The sequence below is a fragment of the Bradyrhizobium liaoningense genome (genome assembly GCF_018130955.1).
Classification (GTDB): Bacteria; Pseudomonadota; Alphaproteobacteria; order Rhizobiales; family Xanthobacteraceae; genus Bradyrhizobium; species Bradyrhizobium liaoningense_C.
Genome location: NZ_JAFCJM010000094.1, coordinates 1 through 21,085, shown reverse-complemented (window position 1 = coordinate 21,085; position 21,085 = coordinate 1). Strand labels below are relative to the sequence as shown.

Below are 21,085 nucleotides of genomic sequence, written 5' to 3'. Positions count from 1 at the left end.
GCGACGCGCGCCACCAAATCGCGCCGTAGCTAGCGCGGCTTGGTTGGAAGGCCGAGGGGGCCCGTTACCCCATCTACGATCGTCACGCCGCCTTCTTCGAGGCCCCACGGTGGCGCAGGAAGCGGCCGAGCATGCGCCGCTTGCGCTTGCGCGGGATCAGGTCGACGTCGCTGGCGAGCTTGGCGCCGCCCTTGTGCCGCTTCAGCACGATCTTGCGGCTGTGGAAGGCCTCGAGCTCGGCGCGATGCGCCACGCTGACGATGGTTGCCTTCGGCAATTCGTCCGTGACCATTTGCATCATCTTGTCCTGGCTCTTCTCGTCGAGCGCCGAGGTCGCCTCGTCCAGCACGACGATGTCGGGGCTGTGCAGCAACAGCCGCGCGAAGGCGAGGCGCTGCTTCTCGCCGCCGGACAGCGTCTGGTCCCACGGGCCCTCTTCCTCGATTTTTTCCTTGAGATGATCGAGGCCGACCTTGTGTAAGGCGCCGCCGATCTCGTCCACGGTCCAGTCTTCGGCGGCGCCGGGATAGGCGACCGCGCGGCGCAAGCTGCCTGAGGGTACGTAAGGCCGCTGCGGCAGCATGAAGAGCCGGCGGTCGGGATGGAAATTGACGCTGCCGCCGCCCCATGGCCACAGGCCGGCGATGGCGCGGACCAGCGTGCTCTTGCCGGTGCCGGATTCGCCGGCGACCAGCAGCCGCTCGCCGGGCTCGATAACGACCTCGGTCTCGCCGACCACGGCGGTGCCGTCGTCGAGCGTGACGGAGAGATCCTTCATCTCCAGCATCGCGTCGTTGTCGGTCTCGCCCCGCTGGATGCGGCCGATGCCGTCGCCCTGCTCGGCGCGCTCGAGGCCGTCGAGCGACATCATCAGCGAGGCGATGCGGCGCGCGCAGGCGTTCCAGTCGGCGAGCCGCGGATAATTGTCCACCAGCCAGCCGAACGCGCTCTGCACGATCGTGAAAGCGGAGGCCGCCTGCATCACTTGCCCGAGCGTCATGCTGCCGTCGAGGAATTTGGGCGCACAGAGCAGGAGCGGCACGACGGGCGCAACGAGGCCCGATCCCTGCGATACCAGCGTGGTGCGCATGTGCTGGCCGGCGAGCCGCGCCCATTGCCGCAACACGCTGCTGAAGTTGCGGTCGATGCCGCCGCGCTCCTCCTCCTCGCCGCCGAGCAGCGCGATGCTTTCGCCGTTCTCGCGCACGCGCGTCAGCGTGTAGCGGAAGTCGGCCTCGGCCTGGTTCTTGTCCTCTGACACCTGCGCGAAACGCCGGCCGATCACCATGATCGAGCCCGAGGCGATCGCGGCATAGACGATCGCTGCGATCACGAGGAAGCCGGGAATGGTGAGCGATGTCGCGCCCAGCGTCACCGTGAGTGCGCCGCCGATGGTCCAGAGCACGACGATGAAGGTTGCGGCGGACAGGAACGCCGACGTCACGCCGGCGACGAAGTCGACCGGCGAGTCGGTTGCGATCCGCAAGTCCTCTGCGATCCGGTATTCGGGATTCTTGTGATCGCCGCCGACAAGGTTGAGCTGATAGTAGCGGCCGTTGGAGAGCCAGCGCGTCAGCACGCTGTTGGTGAGCCAGGCGCGCCAGCGCCGCTGGATGCCCATGCGCGCAAACACTTGCGCGACGCCGAGCACGATGCTGCCGATGGCGAGCGGAAAGAACACTGCCGTGAGGTGGAAGACGGTCGCCGCATCGCGCTTTTCGATCGCGTCGAAGATCGCGCGATTCCAGACATTGATGCCGTATTGGAAGCCAACGGTCAGGATGATCAGCACCACGAGGCCGATCGAGAACGGCCACGCCAGCCGGTCGCCGCCTCTGCCCCAGAAGCCGCGCGCGCTGATCCAGAACCGGGTGAGCAGATAATCTTTCCGCGCCTGTTCGGCCTCCTCGGGCGTCAACTCGGCGTCGGATTCGAGAACCTCCGGTGGCGGCGGCGCGATTTCTTCGCCATTCTCACTCACGATCTCAACGATCGGCGACGTCTTGCCCTTCTTGTTGTCCTGCTTGGGGTCTGCGGTCTGGCTCTGCATGGCCCGGCAACGCAAGGGAATTCCGATGGTTCCCTGAAGTTCCGTTGAGCCTATCCGGCGGCTCCGACCTGCCGCAGCCGCGCAGCCTTGTGCAGGAACTGCGAGAGCTGCTCAATCGTGTAGGGCTTTTGCAGCAGCTCAAAGCCGCCGCTGCCCTCCTGCGACACAACCTGGCTGTAGCCGGTGGTGAGAACGATTGGCACCTCGATGCCGCGGTTGCGGATCTCATGCGCGAGGTCGAGTCCGCTCTTGCCCGGCATCACAACGTCGGAGAACACTACGTCGAAGCGATCGGTTTCGCCGGTTAGCTCCGCGAGCGCGTCGTCGGCATTGTCCGACAGCGTCACGCAGTAGCCGAGCTCGGTGAGGCCGTCGGCCGCGAAATTCGCTACCTCGATATTGTCCTCCACCAGCAGCACCGACATGCCGTTGCCGGCAACCGCGGGCGCCGTGTCGGGCGCCTGTCGTCGCGGCAGGATCTCGGCGGGCACGCGCGGCAGATAGAGCGTGAAGGTACTGCCCTTGCCGACCTCGCTCTCCACCGTGACCTCGCCGCCCGACTGCTTGGCAAAGCCAAAGACCTGCGACAGGCCGAGCCCGGTGCCGCGGCCGACCTGCTTGGTGGTGAAGAACGGCTCGAAGATGCGGCCGATCTGGGCAGCCGGGATGCCGACACCGGTGTCGGCGACATCAACCGTGACGAAGCCATGGCTTCCGACCAGATGGGCCAATGTGTCGGGGATGGAGGTCGCCGCCTGGACCGTGAAGGCGATCTTGCCGCGGCCCTGCATGGCATCGCGCGCGTTCACCGCCATGTTGAACAAGGCCGTCTCGAACTGGCCGGCATCGGCGTTGACGAGATACGGCTCCAACGGCAGCCGCATTGCTATGTCGACGCCGGGCCCGAGCAGCGTGGCGAGCATGTCGTGCAGCGACTGCACCCGCGCGCCGACGTCGAACACTTCCGGCTTCAACGTCTGGCGCCGCGCGAAGGCGAGAAGCTGCGAGGTCAGCTTGGCGGCGCGCGCCACCGCGTCAGCGATGGCGTTGATGTAGCGCTGCCGGCGCTCTTCCGACAATTGCGGTCGGTTCAACAGGTCGACGGAGGCGCGGATCACGGTCAGGAGATTGTTGAAGTCGTGCGCGACGCCGCCCGTGAGCTGGCCGAGCGCCTCGAGACGCTGGCCGTGCTTGAGCGCTTCCTCGGCGTCGCGGCGCCTCGCGGCTTCGGCCTGGAGGTGCTGCGTGCGCCGGAGCGCCAGCGCCAGGAACAGGAACAGCAGTGCGGTTGCGGGCACGCCGAAGACCAGATGCTGGCCGATGGTCGCATACCAGCGCGCGCGGATCGCCGACGTTTCCAGGCCCGCGCTGACATAGATCGGATACTCGGCGACGCGCTTGTAGCCGATGCGCCGCTCGATGCCGTCGGATGGCCACGCGACGGTGATCAGCCCGTGGTCCGGGCTCCTGGCGATTTTCTGTCCGACCGGCCCGCCCGGATCGAGCCGGACGTCGCGGTCGAGCCGCGGGAAATGCGCGATCAGGGCGCCGTCGGTCCGGCCGATCGCGAAGAAGCTGCCGGGATCGCGGCCGATCCGCGTGTAGAAGCTCTCGAAATATTCCGGCAGGACGGAGGCCTGGATCACACCGATGAAGCTGCCATCGTCGGAGTCGCGGCGGCGACTGACGCCGAAGAAGCGCGCGCCCTGATAGGGCTGGCGCGGCGTCAGCGGGACGCCGATGAAGGTGCCGACATTGTGGTCGACATGGGCGTTGAAATAGTCGCGGTCGGCAAAGCTCACCTGCGGTACGGGCGAGATGATGCTGTTAACGAGCGGCTTCCCTTGCGCGTCGAACACCCAGGCGGACTTGAGCTGCGGCAGCGAGTCCGAAAGTCGCTTCAGCCGCAGATGCAGCGCAGCCTCGCGCGACCTGATGGCCTCGTCCGGAATGCCGTGCACGACCTCGTTGAGCTCGGCAAGGCTCCGGTCGATGGTCTCGAACACTTTCAGCGCGTGCTCGTGCGCGACGTCGAGCGTGCGCTCGATTTCGCGATCGGCGATCTCATTGGTGGAGGTGTAGGAGATCGCGGAGGCAATCGCGAACAGCGCAATCGGCAGCGCCAGGGATGCCGCCATCATCCACTGCAAGAGTCTTAGCGAATTGCGGTGCGCGCCCTGCACATTCCGCTCCTGTCCCGGAGCGAATCTTACTTGAAATTCCCGGCCGGAAGGAAGCGACTTGTGGCCGGAACCGCCGCAACGCTCCCATCCGCCCGCCGGGGCCGGTCGGTAGCAAATTCTGCCACAATCTATTGCAGGTAGTGGGGTATTTCCAGGCGATTCTCGCCGGGAGCGACCCCTAAAACTTTGCTTAAACCTGCCGCTCGACCATCTTGAGCTTGAGCTCGGCGATGGCTTCCGCCGGGTTGAGGCCCTTCGGGCAGGCCTTTGCGCAGTTCATGATGGTGTGGCAGCGATAGAGGCGGAACGGATCCTCGAGATTGTCGAGCCGTTCGCCTGTGGCCTCGTCGCGGGAGTCCGAGACCCAGCGGTTGGCCTGGAGCAGGGCGGCGGGGCCGAGATAGCGGTCGCTGTTCCACCAATAGCTCGGGCAGGACGTCGAGCAGCAGGCGCACAGGATGCATTCGTAAAGGCCGTCGAGCTTTTCGCGGTCCTCGTGGCTCTGCCGCCATTCCTTCTGCGGTGTCGGCGAGGTCGTCTTCAGCCACGGCTCGACCGAGGCATACTGCGCGTAGAAATTGGTGAGGTCGGGCACCAGGTCCTTGACGACAGGCTGATGCGGCAACGGGTTGATCTTCACCGCGCCGTCCTTCACGTCGTGCATCGAGCGGGTGCAGGCGAGCGTGTTCTGGCCGTCGATGTTCATGGCGCAGGAGCCGCAGACGCCTTCGCGGCAGGAGCGGCGGAAGGTGAGCGTCGGGTCGATGTGGTTCTTGATCCAGATCAGGCCGTCCAGCACCATCGGCCCGCAATCGTGGGTGTCGACGTAATAGGTGTCGACGCTCGGATTCTTGCCGTCGTCCGGATTCCAGCGATAGACGCGGAACTCGCGAAGCTCGGTCGCGCCCGCCGGCTTCGGCCAGGTCTTGCCGCCGGTGATCCTCGAATTCTTCGGAAGTGCGAATTCAACCATTTCGATAAGGCCTTCGCTTTCGCTTAGTACACGCGCGTCGATTTAGTAAACGCGAGCTTTGGGCGGGATATACTGCACGTCGTTGGTCATGGTGTAGTTGTGCACCGGGCGGTACTCGATCGCGACCTTGCCGGCCTCGTCGATCCAGGCGAGCGTGTGCTTCATCCAGTTCTTGTCGTCGCGGTCGGCAAAATCCTCGCGCGCATGTGCGCCGCGGCTTTCGGTGCGGTTGGCGGCCGAGTTCATGGTCACTACCGCCTGCGAGATCAGATTGTCGAACTCCAGCGTCTCGATCAGGTCGGAATTCCACACCAGCGAGCGGTCGGACACGCCGATGTCGGTGATGCCGCCATGGACCTTCTGGATCAGGTTCTGGCCTTCGCTCAGGACGTCGCCGGTGCGGAACACCGCGCAATTGTTCTGCATCACGTGCTGCATGCCCTCGCGCAGTTTCGCGGTCGGCGTGCCGCCGGAAGCGTAACGGTAATGGTCGAGGCGGCCGAGCGCCTTCTCGGCCGAGTCGGCCGGCAGTTCCGGCTGCTTGCCGTTTGCGGTGAGCTTCTCGGCGCAGCGCAGTGCCGCCGCGCGGCCGAACACCACGAGGTCGATCAGCGAGTTGGAGCCGAGGCGATTGGCACCGTGCACGGAAACGCAGGCGGCTTCGCCGAGCGCCATCAGGCCGGGGATGATGGCGTTGTCGTCGCCGTCCTTCTTGGTCAGCACCTCGCCGTGATAGTTCGTGGGGATGCCGCCCATGTTGTAGTGCACGGTCGGCACGATCGGGATCGGCTCGCGCGTCACGTCGACATTGGCGAAGATCTTTGCCGATTCGGAGATGCCCGGCAGCCGTTCCTGGAGCACCTTCGGATCGAGATGGTCGAGATGCAGGAAGATGTGGTCCTTCTTCTTGCCGACGCCGCGGCCCTCGCGGATCTCGATGGTCATCGCGCGCGAGACGACGTCGCGCGAGGCCAGATCCTTCGCAGAAGGTGCGTAGCGCTCCATGAAGCGCTCGCCTTCGGAGTTGACGAGATAGCCGCCTTCGCCGCGCGCACCTTCGGTGACGAGACAGCCCGAGCCGTAGATGCCGGTCGGATGGAATTGCACGAACTCCATGTCCTGCATCGGCAGGCCCGCGCGCAGCACCATGCCGCCGCCGTCGCCGGTGCAGGTGTGCGCCGAGGTGCAGGACGCGTAGGCGCGGCCATAGCCGCCGGTCGCCAGAATCGTGGTCTGGGCGCGGAAGCGGTGCAGCGTGCCGTCATCGAGCTTCAGCGCGATGACGCCGCGGCAGGCGCCCTGGTCGTCCATGATCAGGTCGATGGCAAAGAACTCGATGAAGAACTCGGCAGCATGGCGCAGCGACTGGCCATACATCGTGTGCAGCATCGCGTGGCCGGTGCGGTCGGCCGCGGCACAGGTGCGCTGCGCCTGGCTCTTGCCGAACTCGGTGGTCATGCCGCCGAACGGCCGCTGGTAGATCTTGCCGTCCTCGGTGCGCGAGAACGGAACGCCCCAATGCTCGAGCTCGTAGACGGCTTCCGGCGCGTTGCGCACCATGTATTCGATCGCATCCTGGTCGCCCAGCCAGTCCGACCCCTTGACGGTGTCGTACATGTGCCAGCGCCAGTCGTCCTTGTGCATGTTGCCGAGCGCGGCCGAGATGCCGCCTTGCGCGGCGACGGTGTGCGAGCGGGTCGGGAAGACCTTTGTGATGCAGGCGGTGCGCAGGCCGGCTTCGCTACAGCCGACCACGGCGCGCAGGCCTGCGCCGCCGGCGCCGACTACGACAACGTCATAGGTGTGGTCCTCGATCGGATAGGCTTTCCCGTTCGTCGCGGGACCAGCGCCGTTTCCCTTGCCATTTGCACCGCCGGCCATGGGCTAGACTCCCGATGAAAGTTTGAAGATCGCGTAGGTCGAGGCAAGCGCCACCGCGATCGCGAAGAAGTTGTTCAGCATGACCGAGGCGAGCTTCACCTTCTCATTGTGCACATAGTCTTCGATCACGACCTGCATGCCGATCTTCATGTGCCAGGCGCTCGCGAAGATGAAGAGCAGCAGGATCACCGCAACCGGCAGCGAGCCGAGGATCACTTTGGCTCCGGCCTGGTTGCTGCCGAGCGTCATCATGACGACCACCAGCACGGGCAGGATAAGCAGCGTCATCGCGACGCCGGTCATGCGCTGGCGCCAGAAATCTGACGTGCCGGAATGGGCGGCGCCGAGATTGCGGACGCGGCCGAGCGGAGTGCGCATGCTGCGCTTGGGCGTCTCTGACGCGCTCATCGTCCGCCTCCGATCGCGTAAGCGATGATCCAGATCAGCACGGTGAGCGCGATGCCGCCGATCAGCGCGCCCCAGGTCAGCGCCTCGCGCTCATTGGCCTTGAAGCCGTAGCCGAGGTCCCACACGAAATGCCTGATGCCGCTGAGCATATGATGCATCAGCGCCCAGGTGTAGCCGAACACGATGAGGCGGCCGATGATGCTGCCGGTGAAGGCCTGCACGTAGGAATAGGCCGCGGGGCCCAAGGCGGCCGCAATCAGCCACCACGCCAGGAGAAGCGTCCCGAAATAGAGCGCGACGCCGGTGGCGCGATGGACGATCGACAGCGCCATCGTCAGCGTCCAGCGGTATGTTTGCAGGTGGGGTGAGAGCGGTCGTTCGATCCGTGCGGTCATGGGCGACTTTGATGTTTTGTTGCGGCCCAGCATGGGGCGCGCGGGGATCGCGAAAGGTCGGCCCTATTTACGGAGTCGAATCTATCCGTGCAATCACCAAATCGCCATAAACCGAACCGTTGTTCAGCTCTACAACGATGATGAAACAAGGATCATCAGGGGCTTGGTATACCAGAGCGTCATAGTGGCAGCGTACAATTGAATCATGAACCACTCCTTCTGATGCGTTGCCGCACCGTTTTGAAATGCTTCATGGAACGGCTCTACAGCGCGCCTGCCGCAGACCGTCGGAGCACCGCCGTCCACCCCACTCGCTGGTCGACGAATCGCCGCTCAAATCCGTAGGGCGAGCCTGCCGATCAGGTTTCAGGGGATATGCGACCTTCGCATTCCACCTCAGCCATGCGGTCCGGTACGTCGACCCCGAGGCCGGGATCGCCTAGAGCTTTCGCAGCACAGGCGGGACAACCGTCGCCGCACGCACGGGGCAATCTTTCGCGTGATCGCAGGTCTTCCTCTTCAGGACGTCATCGAACTGGCGCTGCTGCTCATCGGTGTCGGTGCGTTGTCCGGCTTTCTCGCCGGCGTATTCGGTATCGGCGGCGGCGCGATTCTCGTGCCGGTGCTCTACGAATGCTTTCGCGTCGCCGGTGTCCCACTCGAAGTGCGGATGCCGCTCTGCATCGGCACCTCGCTTGCGATCATCATCCCGACATCGATCCGTTCGTTCCAGGCGCACTACAAGCGGGGTGCGGTCGATACCGAGATCCTCAAGGTCTAGTGGTCGCCGATCGTGATCGGTGTCATCGCAGGCAGCGTAGTCGCGCGTTACGCGCCGGAGCGACTGTTCAAGATCGTGTTCGTCGGCGTTGCCTGGTCCGCCGCGGCGCGCCTGATCTTTGCGAGCGACAGTTGGAAGTTCGGCAACGATCTGCCGAAGGGGTTACTCATGCGCGCCTATGGCTTCTGCGTCGGCATTCTCTCGACGCTGATGGGTATCGGCGGCGGATTGTTCTCCAATCTGCTGATGACCTTCTACGGCCGTCCGATCCATCAGGCGGTCGCGACATCATCCGCGCTCGCGGTGCTGATCTCGGTTCCCGGCGCGCTCGGCTATGTCTATGCCGGCTGGCCCGTGGCCGCGCGTTATCCCGCGGTCGCCGCCCTGCAATGGCCGTTCACGCTCGGCTTCGTCTCGCTGATCGGCGCGATTTTGGTGATGCCGATGAGTCTCATCACCGCCCCGCTCGGGGTGAAGGCCGCGCATGCCATGTCGAAGCGCACGCTGGAAACGGCGTTCGGCTGCTATCTCTTCATCGTCGGCAGCCGGTTTGTGATGAGCCTGGCGAGCGGGCTGTAGCGCTCCACCGTCGTCCCGGCGAAGGCGTCAACAAGTCACGCCGTCTTCGCCGCCTTCAACCCCAGCCGCTGCTCGACCGTATCGCGCATCAAGAATTTCTGGATCTTGCCCGTCACGGTCATCGGGAACTCGTCGACGAACTCGACATAGCGCGGGATCTTGTTGTGGGCGATCTGCCCTTCGCAGAAGGCGCGCACCTCGTCTGCCGTGAGCGTCTCGCCGGCGCGGACCCTGATCCAGGCGCAGAGTTCTTCGCCATAGCGCTGGTCGGCAACGCCAAAGATCTGCACGTCCTGGATTTTTGGATGGCGATACAAGAACTCCTCGATCTCGCGCGGATAGAGGTTCTCGCCGCCGCGGATCACCATGTCCTTGATGCGGCCGACGATGTTGCAATAGCCGGCGGCGTCGATGGTGGCGAGATCGCCGGTGTGCATCCAGCCGTTCCTGTCGAGCACGTCGGCGGTCTTCTCCGCCTCGTCCCAATAGCCCAGCATGATGCTGTAGCCGCGGGTGCAGAGCTCGCCGCGTTCGCCGCGCTTGACGATCTTGCCGTCGAGATCGACGATTTTAACCTCGACATGCGGGTGGATGCGCCCGACGGTCGAGACACGGCGTTCGAGGGGATCGTCGACCGCGCTTTGAAAACTCACAGGGCTGGTCTCGGTCATGCCATAGGCGATCGTCACCTCGCGCATGTGCATCTCGGTGTTGACGCGCTTCATGACCTCGATCGGGCAGGGCGCGCCGGCCATAATGCCGGTGCGCAGCGACTTGAGATCGAAGCTCGAAAACTCCGGGTGATCGAGCTCGGCGATGAACATGGTCGGCACGCCGTAGAGCGCGGTGCACTTCTCCTGCTGGATCGTCTTCAGCGTGACCAGTGGGTCGAAGCCTTCGCCGGGATAGACCATGGTCGCCCCCAGCGTCACCGAGGCAAGGTTGCCCATCACCATGCCAAAGCAATGGTAGAGCGGCACCGGGATGCAGATGCGGTCCTGCTCGTTGAGCCGCATGGCGCGGCCGACGAAATAGCCGTTGTTGAGGATATTGTGGTGGGTGAGCGTCACGCCCTTGGGCGAGCCCGTGGTGCCGCTGGTGAACTGGATGTTGACGGGATCGTCGAACTGGAGCGATGCGCCGAGCGCGGCCAACTGCTCGCGGTGCCCCGCGCCGCCCATCGCGGCGACCTCGTCGAAGGCAATCGCGCCGGGCGACGCGGGACCGCCGATCTGGATCACCATGCGCAAATTCGGCAGCTTCGCCGCGCGCAACTGGCCGGGCTTCGCGGCCGCGAGCTCCGGCAGCAGCGTGTTCAGCATCTCCATGTAGTTGCTGGTCTTGAACGCGGTCGCGGTGACGATCGCGGCGCATCCGACCTTGTGTAGCGCGAATTCGAGCTCGCTCAGCCGATAGGCGGGGTTGATCGTCACCAGGATCAGGCCGGCCTTGGCGGCGGCAAACTGGGTCAGCGTCCATTCGGGGCGGTTGAGCGACCAGATGCCGATGCGCTGCCCCCGCTCGAGCCCGAGCGCGAGAAAGCCCGCAGCGAGCGCGTCGACCCGCTCGGCAAATTCCGTCCACGTCCAGCGCACGCCATGACTGGGCGAGACCAGCGCCTCGCGGCTGCCCCAGCGCCGCACCGCCAGATCGAGGCTGCGCCCGATCGTGTCGCCCAGCAGCGGGGTGTCGGAGATGCCGCAAACGTAACTGTCGGCTTTGTCTGCCAAGGTCGTGTCCTCCAGCTCGGTATCTTGTCGTGTTACACGCTCGTCATGGCCGGGCAAAGCCGACCGAAGGACGGCGTCGCTTCCGCGCGCCTATGTCCCGGCCATCCACGTGTTGCCGCACACTAGAAAGAACGTGGATGCCCGGGACAGGCCCGGGCATGACGTGTGGCGGGAGTCTAGGCCGCTCTCTGACCGCTGCCGGCGTCGAGCCCGGCATAGACGCCGCGCTCGAAACCCGCAAAGGCCTGCAGACATTTTGCGTCCGCGAACGGCAAGACCTGCATCAGGATCACGCCGGTGACGTCGCGCGACGGGTCGATCCAGAAATAGGTATTGGCGAGGCCTGCCCAGGCGAGACTGCCGGCGCTGCGGCCTTCCGCAGTCTTGGCGGTGTTGATCATGAAGCTGAGGCCCCACTTCTTCACCTGCTCCGGATAGAGGTCGACGTCATTGGTGTACATCGGCGCGACCGTGATCATCTTGGTCATGGCGAGATCGCCAATGTGATTCTGTCCCATCGAGGCGACGGTCTCTGCCTTCAGCACCTGGTTGCCGTTGCCGCGGCCCTTGTTCAGGATCATCTGCGTGAACTTGATGTAGTCGCCGGCCGTCGAATAGAGGCCGCCGCCACCCATGTGGAATTCCGGATTCTGCTCGAGCTCGAACGGCATCGCGGCAAGCTGGCCGTCCGCGCCGCGTGCATGCACGCCGACGAGGCGCTTGCGCATGTCGTCGGTGATCTTGAAGGCGGTGTCGCTCATGCCGAGCGGCGCGAACATGTGGTCGCGCAGGTAGGCGTCGAGCTTCTTGCCGCTGACGGCCTCGACGGCTTTGCCGACGAAGTCGATGTTGGTGCCGTACTCCCAGCGCGAGCCGGGATCGGACATGATCGGCGTCTTCAGCGCGATGTTCTTGCAGGAAAAGATGTCCGGAGTTCCGGTCTTTTCGAGATATTGCGCGAAGTCGCCGTTCCACACATTGTAGCAGAAGCCGGCGGTGTGGGTCATGAGCTGGCGCAGCGTGATCGGCTTTTTCGCCGGTCGCAGTTTCGGCTCGCCCTTGGCATCAAAACCTTCGAGCACCTGTGGCGCGGCGATATCGGGCAGCACCTTTCCGATCGGATCGTCGAGCGAGAGCTTGCCCTGCTCGACCAATTGCATGGCGCCGGCTGATGTCACCGCCTTCGTCATTGACGCGATCCAGAACACGCTGTCTGTCGTCATCGCCTCGGGCTTGGACAGGTCACGCTTGCCGAATGCGCCTTGATAGATCACGTCCTTGCCGGTGGCGGCGATTGCGACGACACCGGGAAGCTCCTTGGCATCGCTGGACTGACGCAAAAGCTGATCGATCTGAGCTTTGCTCTGCATGCACGTTTCCTCCGGTTTGATTATTGTTGGAAGTGTTCGATCATCCTCCCGCAGGTCGCGCGCGGCAAGCGCGTCAACCGGTCCGTGCCGGTCGCGATGTCGTGACTTGACGGCAGGCCGCGCGAGAACGACGACAGCACAACCGAACTGCAACACCTCTTCGCAATCTGCGGTGGATGACCCCAACTGGGCGTGACCTCGCCTTGTGCCAGGCGATATGTTTCCGGATGCGTTGCCTCTGAAACATATTGTGCTTTAAGGCGTTCAGGACCCGGCCTATCGACCGCCGATACGTAAGATTGATTCAAATATTGACGGCCGTTCATGCCGTGAGGGGATTTTGAGATGATTTCGACCTGGAGCGAATGGAAGCGCTATCCCCGTCCCGGACGGGGCGAGAACCTCGAAGCGCCGATTTCGCCCGGTATTTACGAGGTCCGGATTGCCGGGACCGGCGCACTCTATTCCTTCGGGGCGGTCGACAATCTGGCGCAGTCGTTGGCGCTGCTGCCGGTCGGCTCCAAGTCCTGGTTCGGCCGGCGCGACACCAAAGCTGTGCCCGATCTCGAATACCGGACGTGCGCGACGCATTCGAAGGCGGATGCCAAGGCTGCGGCCGAGCGCATGATCGGCCGGCGCGAGACCTATATGAGCGGCGCAGCGTAAGCCGCGGCTCGCCCCCAAAATAGCTTGAAGCAGCTTTGCGTTGCCGGCGGTGCATTGTGCGCCGGTTGGGCCTATATTCCGGGCCAATCCGAAAAGCCCCTGGGAGTAACGCCATGACCCCGACCGCCGCCGCACGCGCCGCACAATCCGCCTCCTTCCGCGATCGTCTCAAGGACCCGTCGCTGCTGCGCGAGGCCTGCTACATCGACGGCGCCTGGGTCGGCACGCCGTCGCGGCCGGTGACCAACCCGGTGAACGGCACCGAGCTCGCAAAGATCCCGGTCATGAGCACGGCGGAGACGACGCAGGCGGTCGAGGCCGCCGAGCGCGCCTTCCCGGCCTGGGCCAAGCTCACCGCCAAGCAGCGCTCCAACATTTTACGCAAATGGTTCGAGCTGATCGCCGCCAACCGCGAGGACCTGGCGCTGATCCTCACCTCCGAGCAGGGCAAGCCGCTGGCGGAGGCGCTCGGCGAAGTCGATATCGGCGGTGCCTATGTCGAATTCTTCGCGGAGGAAGCCAGGCGCGTCTATGGCGAGACCATTCCGACCCAGCGTCCCGACGCGCGTCTGCTCGCGATCAAGCAACCGATCGGCGTCTGCGGCGCGATCACGCCGTGGAATTTTCCCTGCTCGATGATCACCCGAAAAGTGTCGCCGGCCCTGGCCGCCGGCTGCACCGTGGTGCTGAAGCCTGCCAATGAAACGCCGCTGACCGCGCTCGCGCTGGTGGCGCTCGCCGAGAAGGCCGGCGTGCCCAAGGGCGTGTTCAACATCCTGACCGGCAATTCGTCGGCGATCGGCAAGGTCTTGTGCGAGCATCCTGCCGTGCGCTTCGTCGGCTTCACAGGCTCAACCGAGGTCGGAAAAATCCTCTATCAGCAGGCGTCCGTCGGCGTGAAGAAGCTCGGGCTGGAGCTCGGCGGCAACGCTCCCTTCGTGGTGTTCGACGATGCCGACATCGATGCCGCCGTCGAAGGCGCCATCGTCTCGAAGTACCGCAACATGGGCCAGACCTGCGTCTGCGCCAACCGCATCTACGCCCAGGACAAGATCTACGACGAGTTCGTCGAAAAGCTCTCGAAGAAGGTCGCGGCGATGAAGATCGGCGACGGCACCGAGGCCGGCGTGGTGCAGGGGCCGCTGATCAACATGGAAGCCGTTGACAAGGTCGAGAAGCACATCGCCGACGCGGTGAAGGGCGGCGCAAAAATCGTCACCGGCGGCAAGCGCCATGCGCTCGGCGGCAGTTTTTTCGAGCCGACAGTGCTGGCGAACGTGAAGCCCGACGCGCTGGTTGCGCATGAAGAAACGTTTGGTCCGCTCGCGCCGGTGTTCCGCTTCAAGGACGAAGCCGAAGTGATTTCGATGTGCAACGCCTCGCCGTTCGGCCTCGCGTCGTATTTCTATTCCCGCGATCTCGGCCGCGTCTGGCGCGTCGCGGAGGCGCTGGAGTCGGGCATGGTCGGCGTCAACACCGGCCTGATCACAACCGAAGTCGCGCCGTTCGGCGGCGTGAAGGAATCCGGCCTCGGCCGCGAAGGCTCCCGTCACGGCATGGAAGAATATGTCGAGATCAAATATGTGATGATGGCGGGGGTTTAGTCCTCGCCGCCACCAAACGCTCCGTGCCGCCCTACGCCGGACGCAAACTGCGTCGCGCCGGAGAGTGTTTCGCCTGACGCGATCACATTGAGGCCGCCGCGCATTTCGTTGGCGATGGCGTCCTCTTCGGCAAGGTCCCACTGCCTTAGCGCCGACAGGCGGTCGGCGCGCAGGCAGGTCTGCGGGAAGCGCGCGATCTCCCTGGCAAGCAGGATCGCCTGCGCGCAGGCTTCGCCGCGCGGCACCACGCGGTTCGCTAGCCCCATGCGCTGCGCTTCCGCCGCCCCGACCGGGCGACCGGTGAGGATGAGGTCCATGGCCTGCGAATGGCCGATCAGGCGCGGCAAGCGAATGGTGCCGAGGTCAATCAGCGGCACGCCAAAGCGGCGGCAGAAGATGCCGAAGGTCGCATCCTCCGCGACCACGCGCATGTCGGCGAACAGCGCAAGTTCCATGCCGCCGGCGACCGCATAACCCTCGACCGCGGCGATCACCGGCTTGGACAGCCGCAACCGGCTCGGTCCCATCGGCGCGATCGTGTTGTGCCCGCCGATCTCGCGCATCTTTTCACGATCGCCCTTTGCGACGGCTTTGAGGTCCGCGCCGGCGCAAAAGTGTCCTTGCGTGCCGGTGAACACGGCGACCGAGGCATCCTCATCGGCATCGAAGGCGAGGAACGCGTCATACAGCTTGCGCGCGGTCGCACCGTCGACGGCGTTGCGGCAATGCGGACGGTTGATGGAGATGATGGTGACCGGTCCGTCGCGCTCGACCAGCACGGCATCGGCTTCGGACATGATGCTCCTCCCTGGTGTTGTTTGCAGGGAGTTTTGCACCGGTGCGCCGCATGGGCAATGCTTCACACGCACGGTGTCGTCCTGGCGAACGCCAGGACCCATTACCCCAGGGAGGAGTTTGGCGAAGACTGGCCGACCGGTACTGGCACGACACGCGATGGATAGATTCCGCGGTATGGGTCCTGGCGTTCGCCAGGACGACAGCGGAGGGAGAGGCTAGATCTTCAGTTCCGACCCTGTCACTCGCCGATACGCTTCCAGATACCGCTTGCTGGTGGCGTCCACCACGCTTGCCGGCAGCGGCGGGGGCGGGGCGTCGCCGTTCCAGCGGCCGGCGCGGCGCTCGGCGTCCAAATAATCGCGCAGGGGCTGCTTGTCGAAACTCGCCTGCGGTTGGCCGGGCTTGTAGGCGTCGACAGCCCAGAAGCGCGAACTATCCGGCGTCATCACCTCGTCGATCAGGATGATGCGGCCGTCGTTGTCGCGGCCGAATTCGAATTTTGTGTCGGCGATGATGATGCCCTGCTCACGCGCGAGCTCCTCGCCGAGCGTGTAGATCGCGCGCGTCATGCTCTCCAGCGTATAGGCCGTCTCCTCGCCGACCACCTCGCGCATCCGCGCGATCGTGATGTTATCGTCATGGCCGGTCTCGGCCTTGGTCGCCGGGCTGAAGATCGCAGGGTTCAGCTTTTCGCTCTCGACCAGGCCTGCGGGGAGTTTTTCGCCGGCAAGCGTACCGCTCGCGGCATATTCCTTCCAGGCCGAGCCGGAGAGATAGCCGCGGATGACGCATTCGATCGGAAACACGGTGGTGCGCTTGCAGAGCATGGCGCGGCCGAGGATGTCGGCGCGGTGGGCCTTCAGCACCGGCACAGATGCGATGATCTCGTCGGTGTTGGCGCTGATGACGTGATGCGGTACTACGCCTTCGAGCTTGCCAAACCAGAACGCGCTGATCTGCGTCAGCACCGCGCCCTTCATCGGAATGGTCTCGCCCATCACCACATCGAAGGCGCTGATGCGGTCGGTCGTGACGAGCAGCAGGCGGTCGTCGTCGACGGCGTAGATATCGCGCACCTTGCCGCGGCCGATCTTGGTCAGCGGCAGGTCGCTTGAGAGCATGGTGGTCATCGCAGGAGCCTTCAGGCGAGGGGATCGTCGCGCGCTCAGGGGCGCGACGACCGGGATACCCTATTCCGGCAGCGGAATGAACTCATGTTCCTGCGGAACTGCGGCAAAGCGGCCGGTTTTCCAGTCCTGCTTGGCCTGCTCGATCCGCTCCTTGCTGGAGGACACGAAATTCCACCAGATGTGGCGCGGGCCTTCCAGCGCGTCGCCGCCCAGAAACATCATCCGCGTCGGCCTCACGGCCTTCACGGTGATGCGGTCGCCGGGGCGGAAGATCAGGAGCCGCGGCCCTTCATAGCGCTCGTTGGCGATCTCGACCTCGCCGTCGACGACATAGATCGCGCGCTCCTCGTGGTCGGCGTCGAGCGGCACGCTCGCGCCCTGGGCCGCCGTCACCTCGGTGTAGAACCACGGCGAGACCATCGAGACCGGCGAGGCGATGCCGAACGACGAGCCCGCGATCACCCGCGCGGTGAAATCGCGCTCGGAGATCATCGGCAGATCGCCCGCGGCATAATGCTGGAACGACGGCGCGATCTCCTCGGAGCCGGCCGGCAGCGCGATCCAGCTTTGCAGGCCCAGCATCTTCTGGCCCGAGGTGCGCTGCGCATCCGGCGTGCGCTCGGAATGCGCGATGCCGCGCCCCGCCGTCATCAGGTTCATCGCGCCGGGCGCGATCTCCTGGATGTTGCCTTCGCTGTCGCGGTGCATGATCGCGCCGTCGAAGAGATAGGTGACGGTGGCAAGGCCGATATGCGGGTGTGGCCGCACGTCCATCCCCTTGCCGGAGACGAACTGCACCGGGCCGAAATGATCGAAGAAGATGAAGGGGCCGACCATCTGCCGCTTGCCATGCGGCAGCGCGCGTCGCACCTCAAAGCCGTCGCCGAGGTCGCGGGTGCGCGGCACGATGACGAGGTCAAGCGCGTCGCAGGATTTGGGATCGCCGAGCACGGGATCGTTATCGGGCATCCAGCTCATGGAAAACTCCTTCTTGTTTGTTGCTATGATCGTAGCAGAACAATCTTGGGAACGGGAGGAGACCGATGATCCCACCGCTGAAGCCCGGAGCACGGCTGCTGGAGGTTTCCGGACCGCGCATCGCGACGGACCGCCTGATCCTGCGGCCATGGCAGGCGCGCGACGTCGCGGCGAATACGGCGATGTTGTCCGATCCCGATACGGCGCGCTTCATCACGCCCGATCGCAAACCGGTCACCAACGAGACCAATGGCTGGCGCAACGCCGCCATTATCATGGGACATTGGGCGCTGCACGGTTTTGGCATGTTCGCGGTCGAAGACAAATCGTCCGGCCGGTATGTCGGCCGCGTCGGGCCCTGGTGTCCGCCGGGATGGCCCGGCTTCGAGGTCGGCTGGGGAATTGCGAGGGAGTTTCGCGGGCGCGGCTATGCGGTCGAGGCGGCGCGTGCGGCGATCGACTGGACGTTCGCCACCTTCGACCTCGATCGCATCGTTCATTGCATCGTCCCGCATAATGCCGCCTCGCAAGCCGTGGCGCGGCGGCTGGGAGCCGCAATCGACGGCGAGGCCGAGATGAGCGGCGAGAAGGTCGATCTCTGGGTCACTAGGCGGGCGGGGTGGCGGCCGGGATGATGCTTGAAAAAGCGGACACTAGGAACGATGCTCGTGAGGCCGTTCGGATCTTGTGGATCGCGTCGCCTGATGACTTTTGCCGCCCTCGAACTCGCTTTCCGTGCCAGCGCTATCGCGCTGCTGCTGGTGCTGGCGGTATCGCTGTTCACGGACTTCCGGAGCGTGCTCGCCGGCCGGCTCGGCGCCGCCTTTGCGCTGGGGTCGGCCGCGCATGCCGCGAGCTATTCGGTCGGCACGTCGTCGCTGGTCCCGATCTGGCATGCGCCGCTGATCGCGCTGTCGACCGGCAACATTGTGGTGTTCTGGCTGTTCACGCGTGCGCTCTTCGATGACGATTTTAGCCTGCGCTGGTGGCACGGATTGATCTGGGGGCTGGTGACCGCCTTCAGCTTTATCGGCTGCGTCTGGATCGCGCCGGGCGGCAACGTGCGGTTCTCGGTCACGGTCGTCAATCTGATCGTGCTCGGCTTCATCGCGCTCGCGGTGGCGCAGACGATCACCTCATGGTCGGCCGATCTGGTCGAGCGGCGCCGCCGCGTGCGGGTTTTCATCGTCTGCGCCGCCGCGCTCTATGGCGGGTTGAACGCGCTGCTCCAGATTTTTGTTGCCGGGGGCGACGTCGGCGATATCGCCAACACCGTCAATGCCGGCCTGCTCGCCTGCGTCGTTGCGGCGATTGCCTATGCGATGATGCGCGTCGATGGTGCCGATCTGTTTCCTGCAGCGGCGGCCGCGCCGGCAGTTTTGGTTCAACCCGCGGCGACTGAGGAATCCGCTGATCAAAAGCTGATCGACGCCCTGATGCGGCTGATGGCAGACGAGCGGATCTATCGCCAGGAGAACATCACCATCGGCACGCTGGCGACCCGGCTCAAAATCCCCGAATACCGTTTGCGCCGGCTCATCAACCAGCGGCTCGGCTATCGCAACTTCAACGTCTTCCTGAACAACCACCGGATCGAGGAGGCCAAGGCCGCGCTCGCCGATCCCGCCCAGGCCGAGGTGCCCGTCATCACCATTGCGATGGATGCCGGCTTCCAGTCGCTCGGGCCGTTCAACCGCGCCTTCAAGGCCGTGACCGGCGTGACGCCGACCGAATACAGGCGCCTCAAGGTCAACGCGGCCTGATTCTTATATCTTTGGAATCGTTGCGTAATTTTGGAATCGGCGAGGCCGTCGGAGCTTTCGCCCAGGCCCGTTTTCAAATCCGGCGAGCGGCCTGAGGCCCGATTCGGCTTGATCGGCGGCGAACGCAGCAAAGCCGGAGAAAGCCTGTGACCCGCCGCCGCAAGATCATCCTCCTCACCACGACCATTGCCTTTGCCGGCCTCGCGCTGGGCGCCGCCCGCGCCCGCGACGTGCCGAAGGTCGCGACCGGTTTTGTCGCCGACGTCCTTTGTTCCGAGACGTTTGTCTCCGGCCTCGATCCCAGGCGCACGTTCGTCGAGACCACCGACGCCATGCCGGGCGCGGGGCTCATCACCTGGGCGATGGACTACCGGGTCGACCGCGCGCAAGGATGTGACGGTGACGCTGTTTGGCCTGGGGCGCAGCCACGCGGTCTATCGCGAGGGCCTCGGCTGCACACTCGAGCATGGCGAGCCGCTTACCGAAGTCGGGCTGCCGTCCGACGACAGGCAGCCCGCACTGCTGCCTGAGATTGCCGGACCCGCGATCGTGGCGCCGCAAAGCCCGCACCTCGTCGCGGCGCTCGACCGCGCCTTCACCGAGCCGGCTTCGCCGCCATACCGGCGCACCCGCGCGGTCGTCGTGATGAAGGACGGCCGCATCGTCGCCGAACGCTACGCTGACGGTGTCGGCATCGACACGCCGCTGCTCGGTTTCTCCGCGACCAAGTCGGTCATCTCGGCCTTGATCGGCGTGCTCGTGCGCCAAGGCAAGTTGAAGCTCGACCGACCTGCGCCGGTGGCCGCCTGGCGAGATCCTGACGATCCGCGCCACGCCATCACCGTCGACCAGCTTTTGCGCCACACAGCGGGCCTTGCGCTCGGCAGCTCGTTGCAGGCGTCGCTCGGCTCGGCCTTCGAGCCGGTCAATCGCATGAAGTTCATGGAACAGGACATGGCGGCCTATGCCGCGAGCATTCCGCTTGAAACGGCGCCGGGCGCCGCGTGGAATTATCACGACGGCAACACCATTTTGCTGGCCCACGTCCTGCGCCAGGCGGTCGGTGGAAGTCCTGCCGATGTTCTTCGCTTTGCCCGGCGCGAATTGTTCGCCCCGCTCGGCATGCGCCATGTCACGCTCCAGCTCGATGGCGCCGGGACTGTCGAGGGCTCCAGCGAGATGCTCGCCTCGGCGCGCGACTGGGCGCGTTTTGGCCAGCTCTATCTCAATGACGGCATGGCTGGCGGCAAGCGCATCTTGCCCGAGGGCTGGGTGAACTACGCGTCGTCGCCGACGCCAGGCGGCTGGGTCGGAATCGGCGCCGGATTCTGGACCAATCGCGGTGACTCATTTGGTGCCAACTACCGCATCGAGCACGGCTGGCCGCGCGATGCGTTCTTCGCAAAAGGCACGATCGGGCAATATGTCATCGCGATCCCGTCCGAACGTCTGGTGATCGCGCGCCTCGGCCGCTCGCCGAACTGGCCGCCGGAGGTCGACGGCGTGTTCGATCTCGTTCGCGACGTGGTTGCGGCGACGCGCGACAAGGCAAAGCTGGCGGGCGGGAATTGAGGTCTCTCTTCCCTTCTCCCCTTGTGGGAGAAGGTGGCGCGAAGCGCCGGATGAGGGGTTGTCTCCCCGAATAGAACTGCAAGAGGATCATTCGCGGAGACAACCCCTCACCCGGCTTCGCTTTGCGAAGCCACCCTCTCCCACAAGGGGCTAGGGGATTCCCGGATTTTGTTCTTGGGTGGCAAGAGCATAGCCCTCGAGCGTGGCGGCGAGGCGGCTCCAGC

General features: G+C 64.8%; 15 protein-coding genes and 2 pseudogenes. 6 read left to right on the top strand and 11 right to left on the bottom strand.

The features are described 5' to 3' along the window. Window positions 1–82 precede the first annotated feature (82 nt). From JQ632_RS36900 to sdhC, 6 genes are all read right to left on the bottom strand, one after another. A complete protein-coding gene (locus JQ632_RS36900; protein ID WP_212407631.1) occupies window positions 83–2,050 on the bottom strand; it encodes an ABC transporter ATP-binding protein/permease in 1,968 nt (655 codons plus the stop codon). Window positions 2,051–2,100: 50 nt separating this feature from the next. Beyond that, a complete protein-coding gene (locus JQ632_RS36895; protein WP_212407630.1) occupies window positions 2,101–4,233 on the bottom strand; it encodes a hybrid sensor histidine kinase/response regulator in 2,133 nt (710 codons plus the stop codon). 190 nt (window positions 4,234–4,423) lie between these two features. Further along, window positions 4,424–5,206 (bottom strand): succinate dehydrogenase iron-sulfur subunit, encoded by a 783-nt coding sequence (locus JQ632_RS36890; RefSeq protein WP_212407629.1) that lies wholly within the window; start codon window positions 5,204–5,206, stop codon window positions 4,424–4,426. A 42-nt stretch (window positions 5,207–5,248) separates the two neighbouring features. Then, window positions 5,249–7,087, bottom strand: a complete 1,839-nt coding sequence (gene sdhA / locus JQ632_RS36885; RefSeq protein WP_212407628.1) for a succinate dehydrogenase flavoprotein subunit — start codon at window positions 7,085–7,087, stop codon at window positions 5,249–5,251. Between the two features lie 3 nt (window positions 7,088–7,090). Beyond that, on the bottom strand, window positions 7,091–7,495 hold the full coding sequence (gene sdhD, locus JQ632_RS36880; protein ID WP_212407627.1) for a succinate dehydrogenase, hydrophobic membrane anchor protein: 405 nt from the start codon (window positions 7,493–7,495) through the stop codon (window positions 7,091–7,093). Further along, window positions 7,492–7,890 carry a succinate dehydrogenase, cytochrome b556 subunit gene (gene sdhC / locus JQ632_RS36875; protein ID WP_212407626.1) on the bottom strand — a complete coding sequence of 133 codons (399 nt, stop codon included), beginning with the start codon at window positions 7,888–7,890 and terminating at the stop codon, window positions 7,492–7,494. The genes sdhD and sdhC overlap by 4 nt, the downstream gene beginning before the upstream one ends. Window positions 7,891–8,389: 499 nt before the next feature. Between sdhC and JQ632_RS36870 the strand changes: the two are divergent. Further along, window positions 8,390–9,250: pseudogene (locus tag JQ632_RS36870) on the top strand (sulfite exporter TauE/SafE family protein). A gap of 35 nt (window positions 9,251–9,285) precedes the next feature. Here the strand turns inward: JQ632_RS36870 and JQ632_RS36865 are convergent. Together JQ632_RS36865 and JQ632_RS36860 are read right to left on the bottom strand one after the other, a co-directional pair. Then, the gene (locus tag JQ632_RS36865) at window positions 9,286–10,980 is read right to left on the bottom strand and encodes an AMP-binding protein (protein ID WP_212407625.1); all 1,695 of its coding nucleotides are present in this window, start codon (window positions 10,978–10,980) and stop codon (window positions 9,286–9,288) included. Between the two features lie 176 nt (window positions 10,981–11,156). Further along, window positions 11,157–12,350: a serine hydrolase gene (locus tag JQ632_RS36860; RefSeq protein ID WP_212407624.1), complete on the bottom strand. Its 1,194-nt coding sequence runs from the start codon at window positions 12,348–12,350 to the stop codon at window positions 11,157–11,159. 345 nt (window positions 12,351–12,695) lie between these two features. Here JQ632_RS36860 and JQ632_RS36855 point away from each other — a divergent pair, with 345 nt between their 5' ends. Continuing rightward, a complete protein-coding gene (locus tag JQ632_RS36855) occupies window positions 12,696–13,016 on the top strand; it encodes a hypothetical protein (RefSeq protein WP_212407623.1) in 321 nt (106 codons plus the stop codon). A gap of 113 nt (window positions 13,017–13,129) precedes the next feature. Then, the gene (locus tag JQ632_RS36850) at window positions 13,130–14,620 is read left to right on the top strand and encodes an NAD-dependent succinate-semialdehyde dehydrogenase (protein WP_212407622.1); all 1,491 of its coding nucleotides are present in this window, start codon (window positions 13,130–13,132) and stop codon (window positions 14,618–14,620) included. On the opposite strand, the gene JQ632_RS36845 is transcribed toward JQ632_RS36850, so the two are convergent. The 3 genes from JQ632_RS36845 to JQ632_RS36835 all read right to left on the bottom strand — a co-directional run bounded on the left by JQ632_RS36845 (window position 14,617) and on the right by JQ632_RS36835 (window position 17,526). Continuing rightward, window positions 14,617–15,417: a crotonase/enoyl-CoA hydratase family protein gene (locus JQ632_RS36845; RefSeq protein WP_212407621.1), complete on the bottom strand. Its 801-nt coding sequence runs from the start codon at window positions 15,415–15,417 to the stop codon at window positions 14,617–14,619. The genes JQ632_RS36850 and JQ632_RS36845 overlap by 4 nt on opposite strands. Window positions 15,418–15,633: 216 nt before the next feature. Beyond that, window positions 15,634–16,548 carry a phosphoribosylaminoimidazolesuccinocarboxamide synthase gene (locus JQ632_RS36840; protein WP_212407620.1) on the bottom strand — a complete coding sequence of 305 codons (915 nt, stop codon included), beginning with the start codon at window positions 16,546–16,548 and terminating at the stop codon, window positions 15,634–15,636. Between the two features lie 60 nt (window positions 16,549–16,608). Continuing rightward, on the bottom strand, window positions 16,609–17,526 hold the full coding sequence (locus JQ632_RS36835) for a pirin family protein (protein WP_212407619.1): 918 nt from the start codon (window positions 17,524–17,526) through the stop codon (window positions 16,609–16,611). A gap of 65 nt (window positions 17,527–17,591) precedes the next feature. Here JQ632_RS36835 and JQ632_RS36830 point away from each other — a divergent pair, with 65 nt between their 5' ends. The 3 genes and pseudogenes from JQ632_RS36830 to JQ632_RS36820 all read left to right on the top strand — a co-directional run bounded on the left by JQ632_RS36830 (window position 17,592) and on the right by JQ632_RS36820 (window position 20,861). After that, on the top strand, window positions 17,592–18,161 hold the full coding sequence (locus JQ632_RS36830; protein ID WP_212407618.1) for a GNAT family N-acetyltransferase: 570 nt from the start codon (window positions 17,592–17,594) through the stop codon (window positions 18,159–18,161). Window positions 18,162–18,230: 69 nt separating this feature from the next. Continuing rightward, window positions 18,231–19,289, top strand: a complete 1,059-nt coding sequence (locus tag JQ632_RS36825; protein WP_212407617.1) for a helix-turn-helix domain-containing protein — start codon at window positions 18,231–18,233, stop codon at window positions 19,287–19,289. A 146-nt stretch (window positions 19,290–19,435) separates the two neighbouring features. Further along, window positions 19,436–20,861, top strand: a pseudogene (locus JQ632_RS36820) (serine hydrolase domain-containing protein). Window positions 20,862–21,085 lie beyond the last annotated feature (224 nt).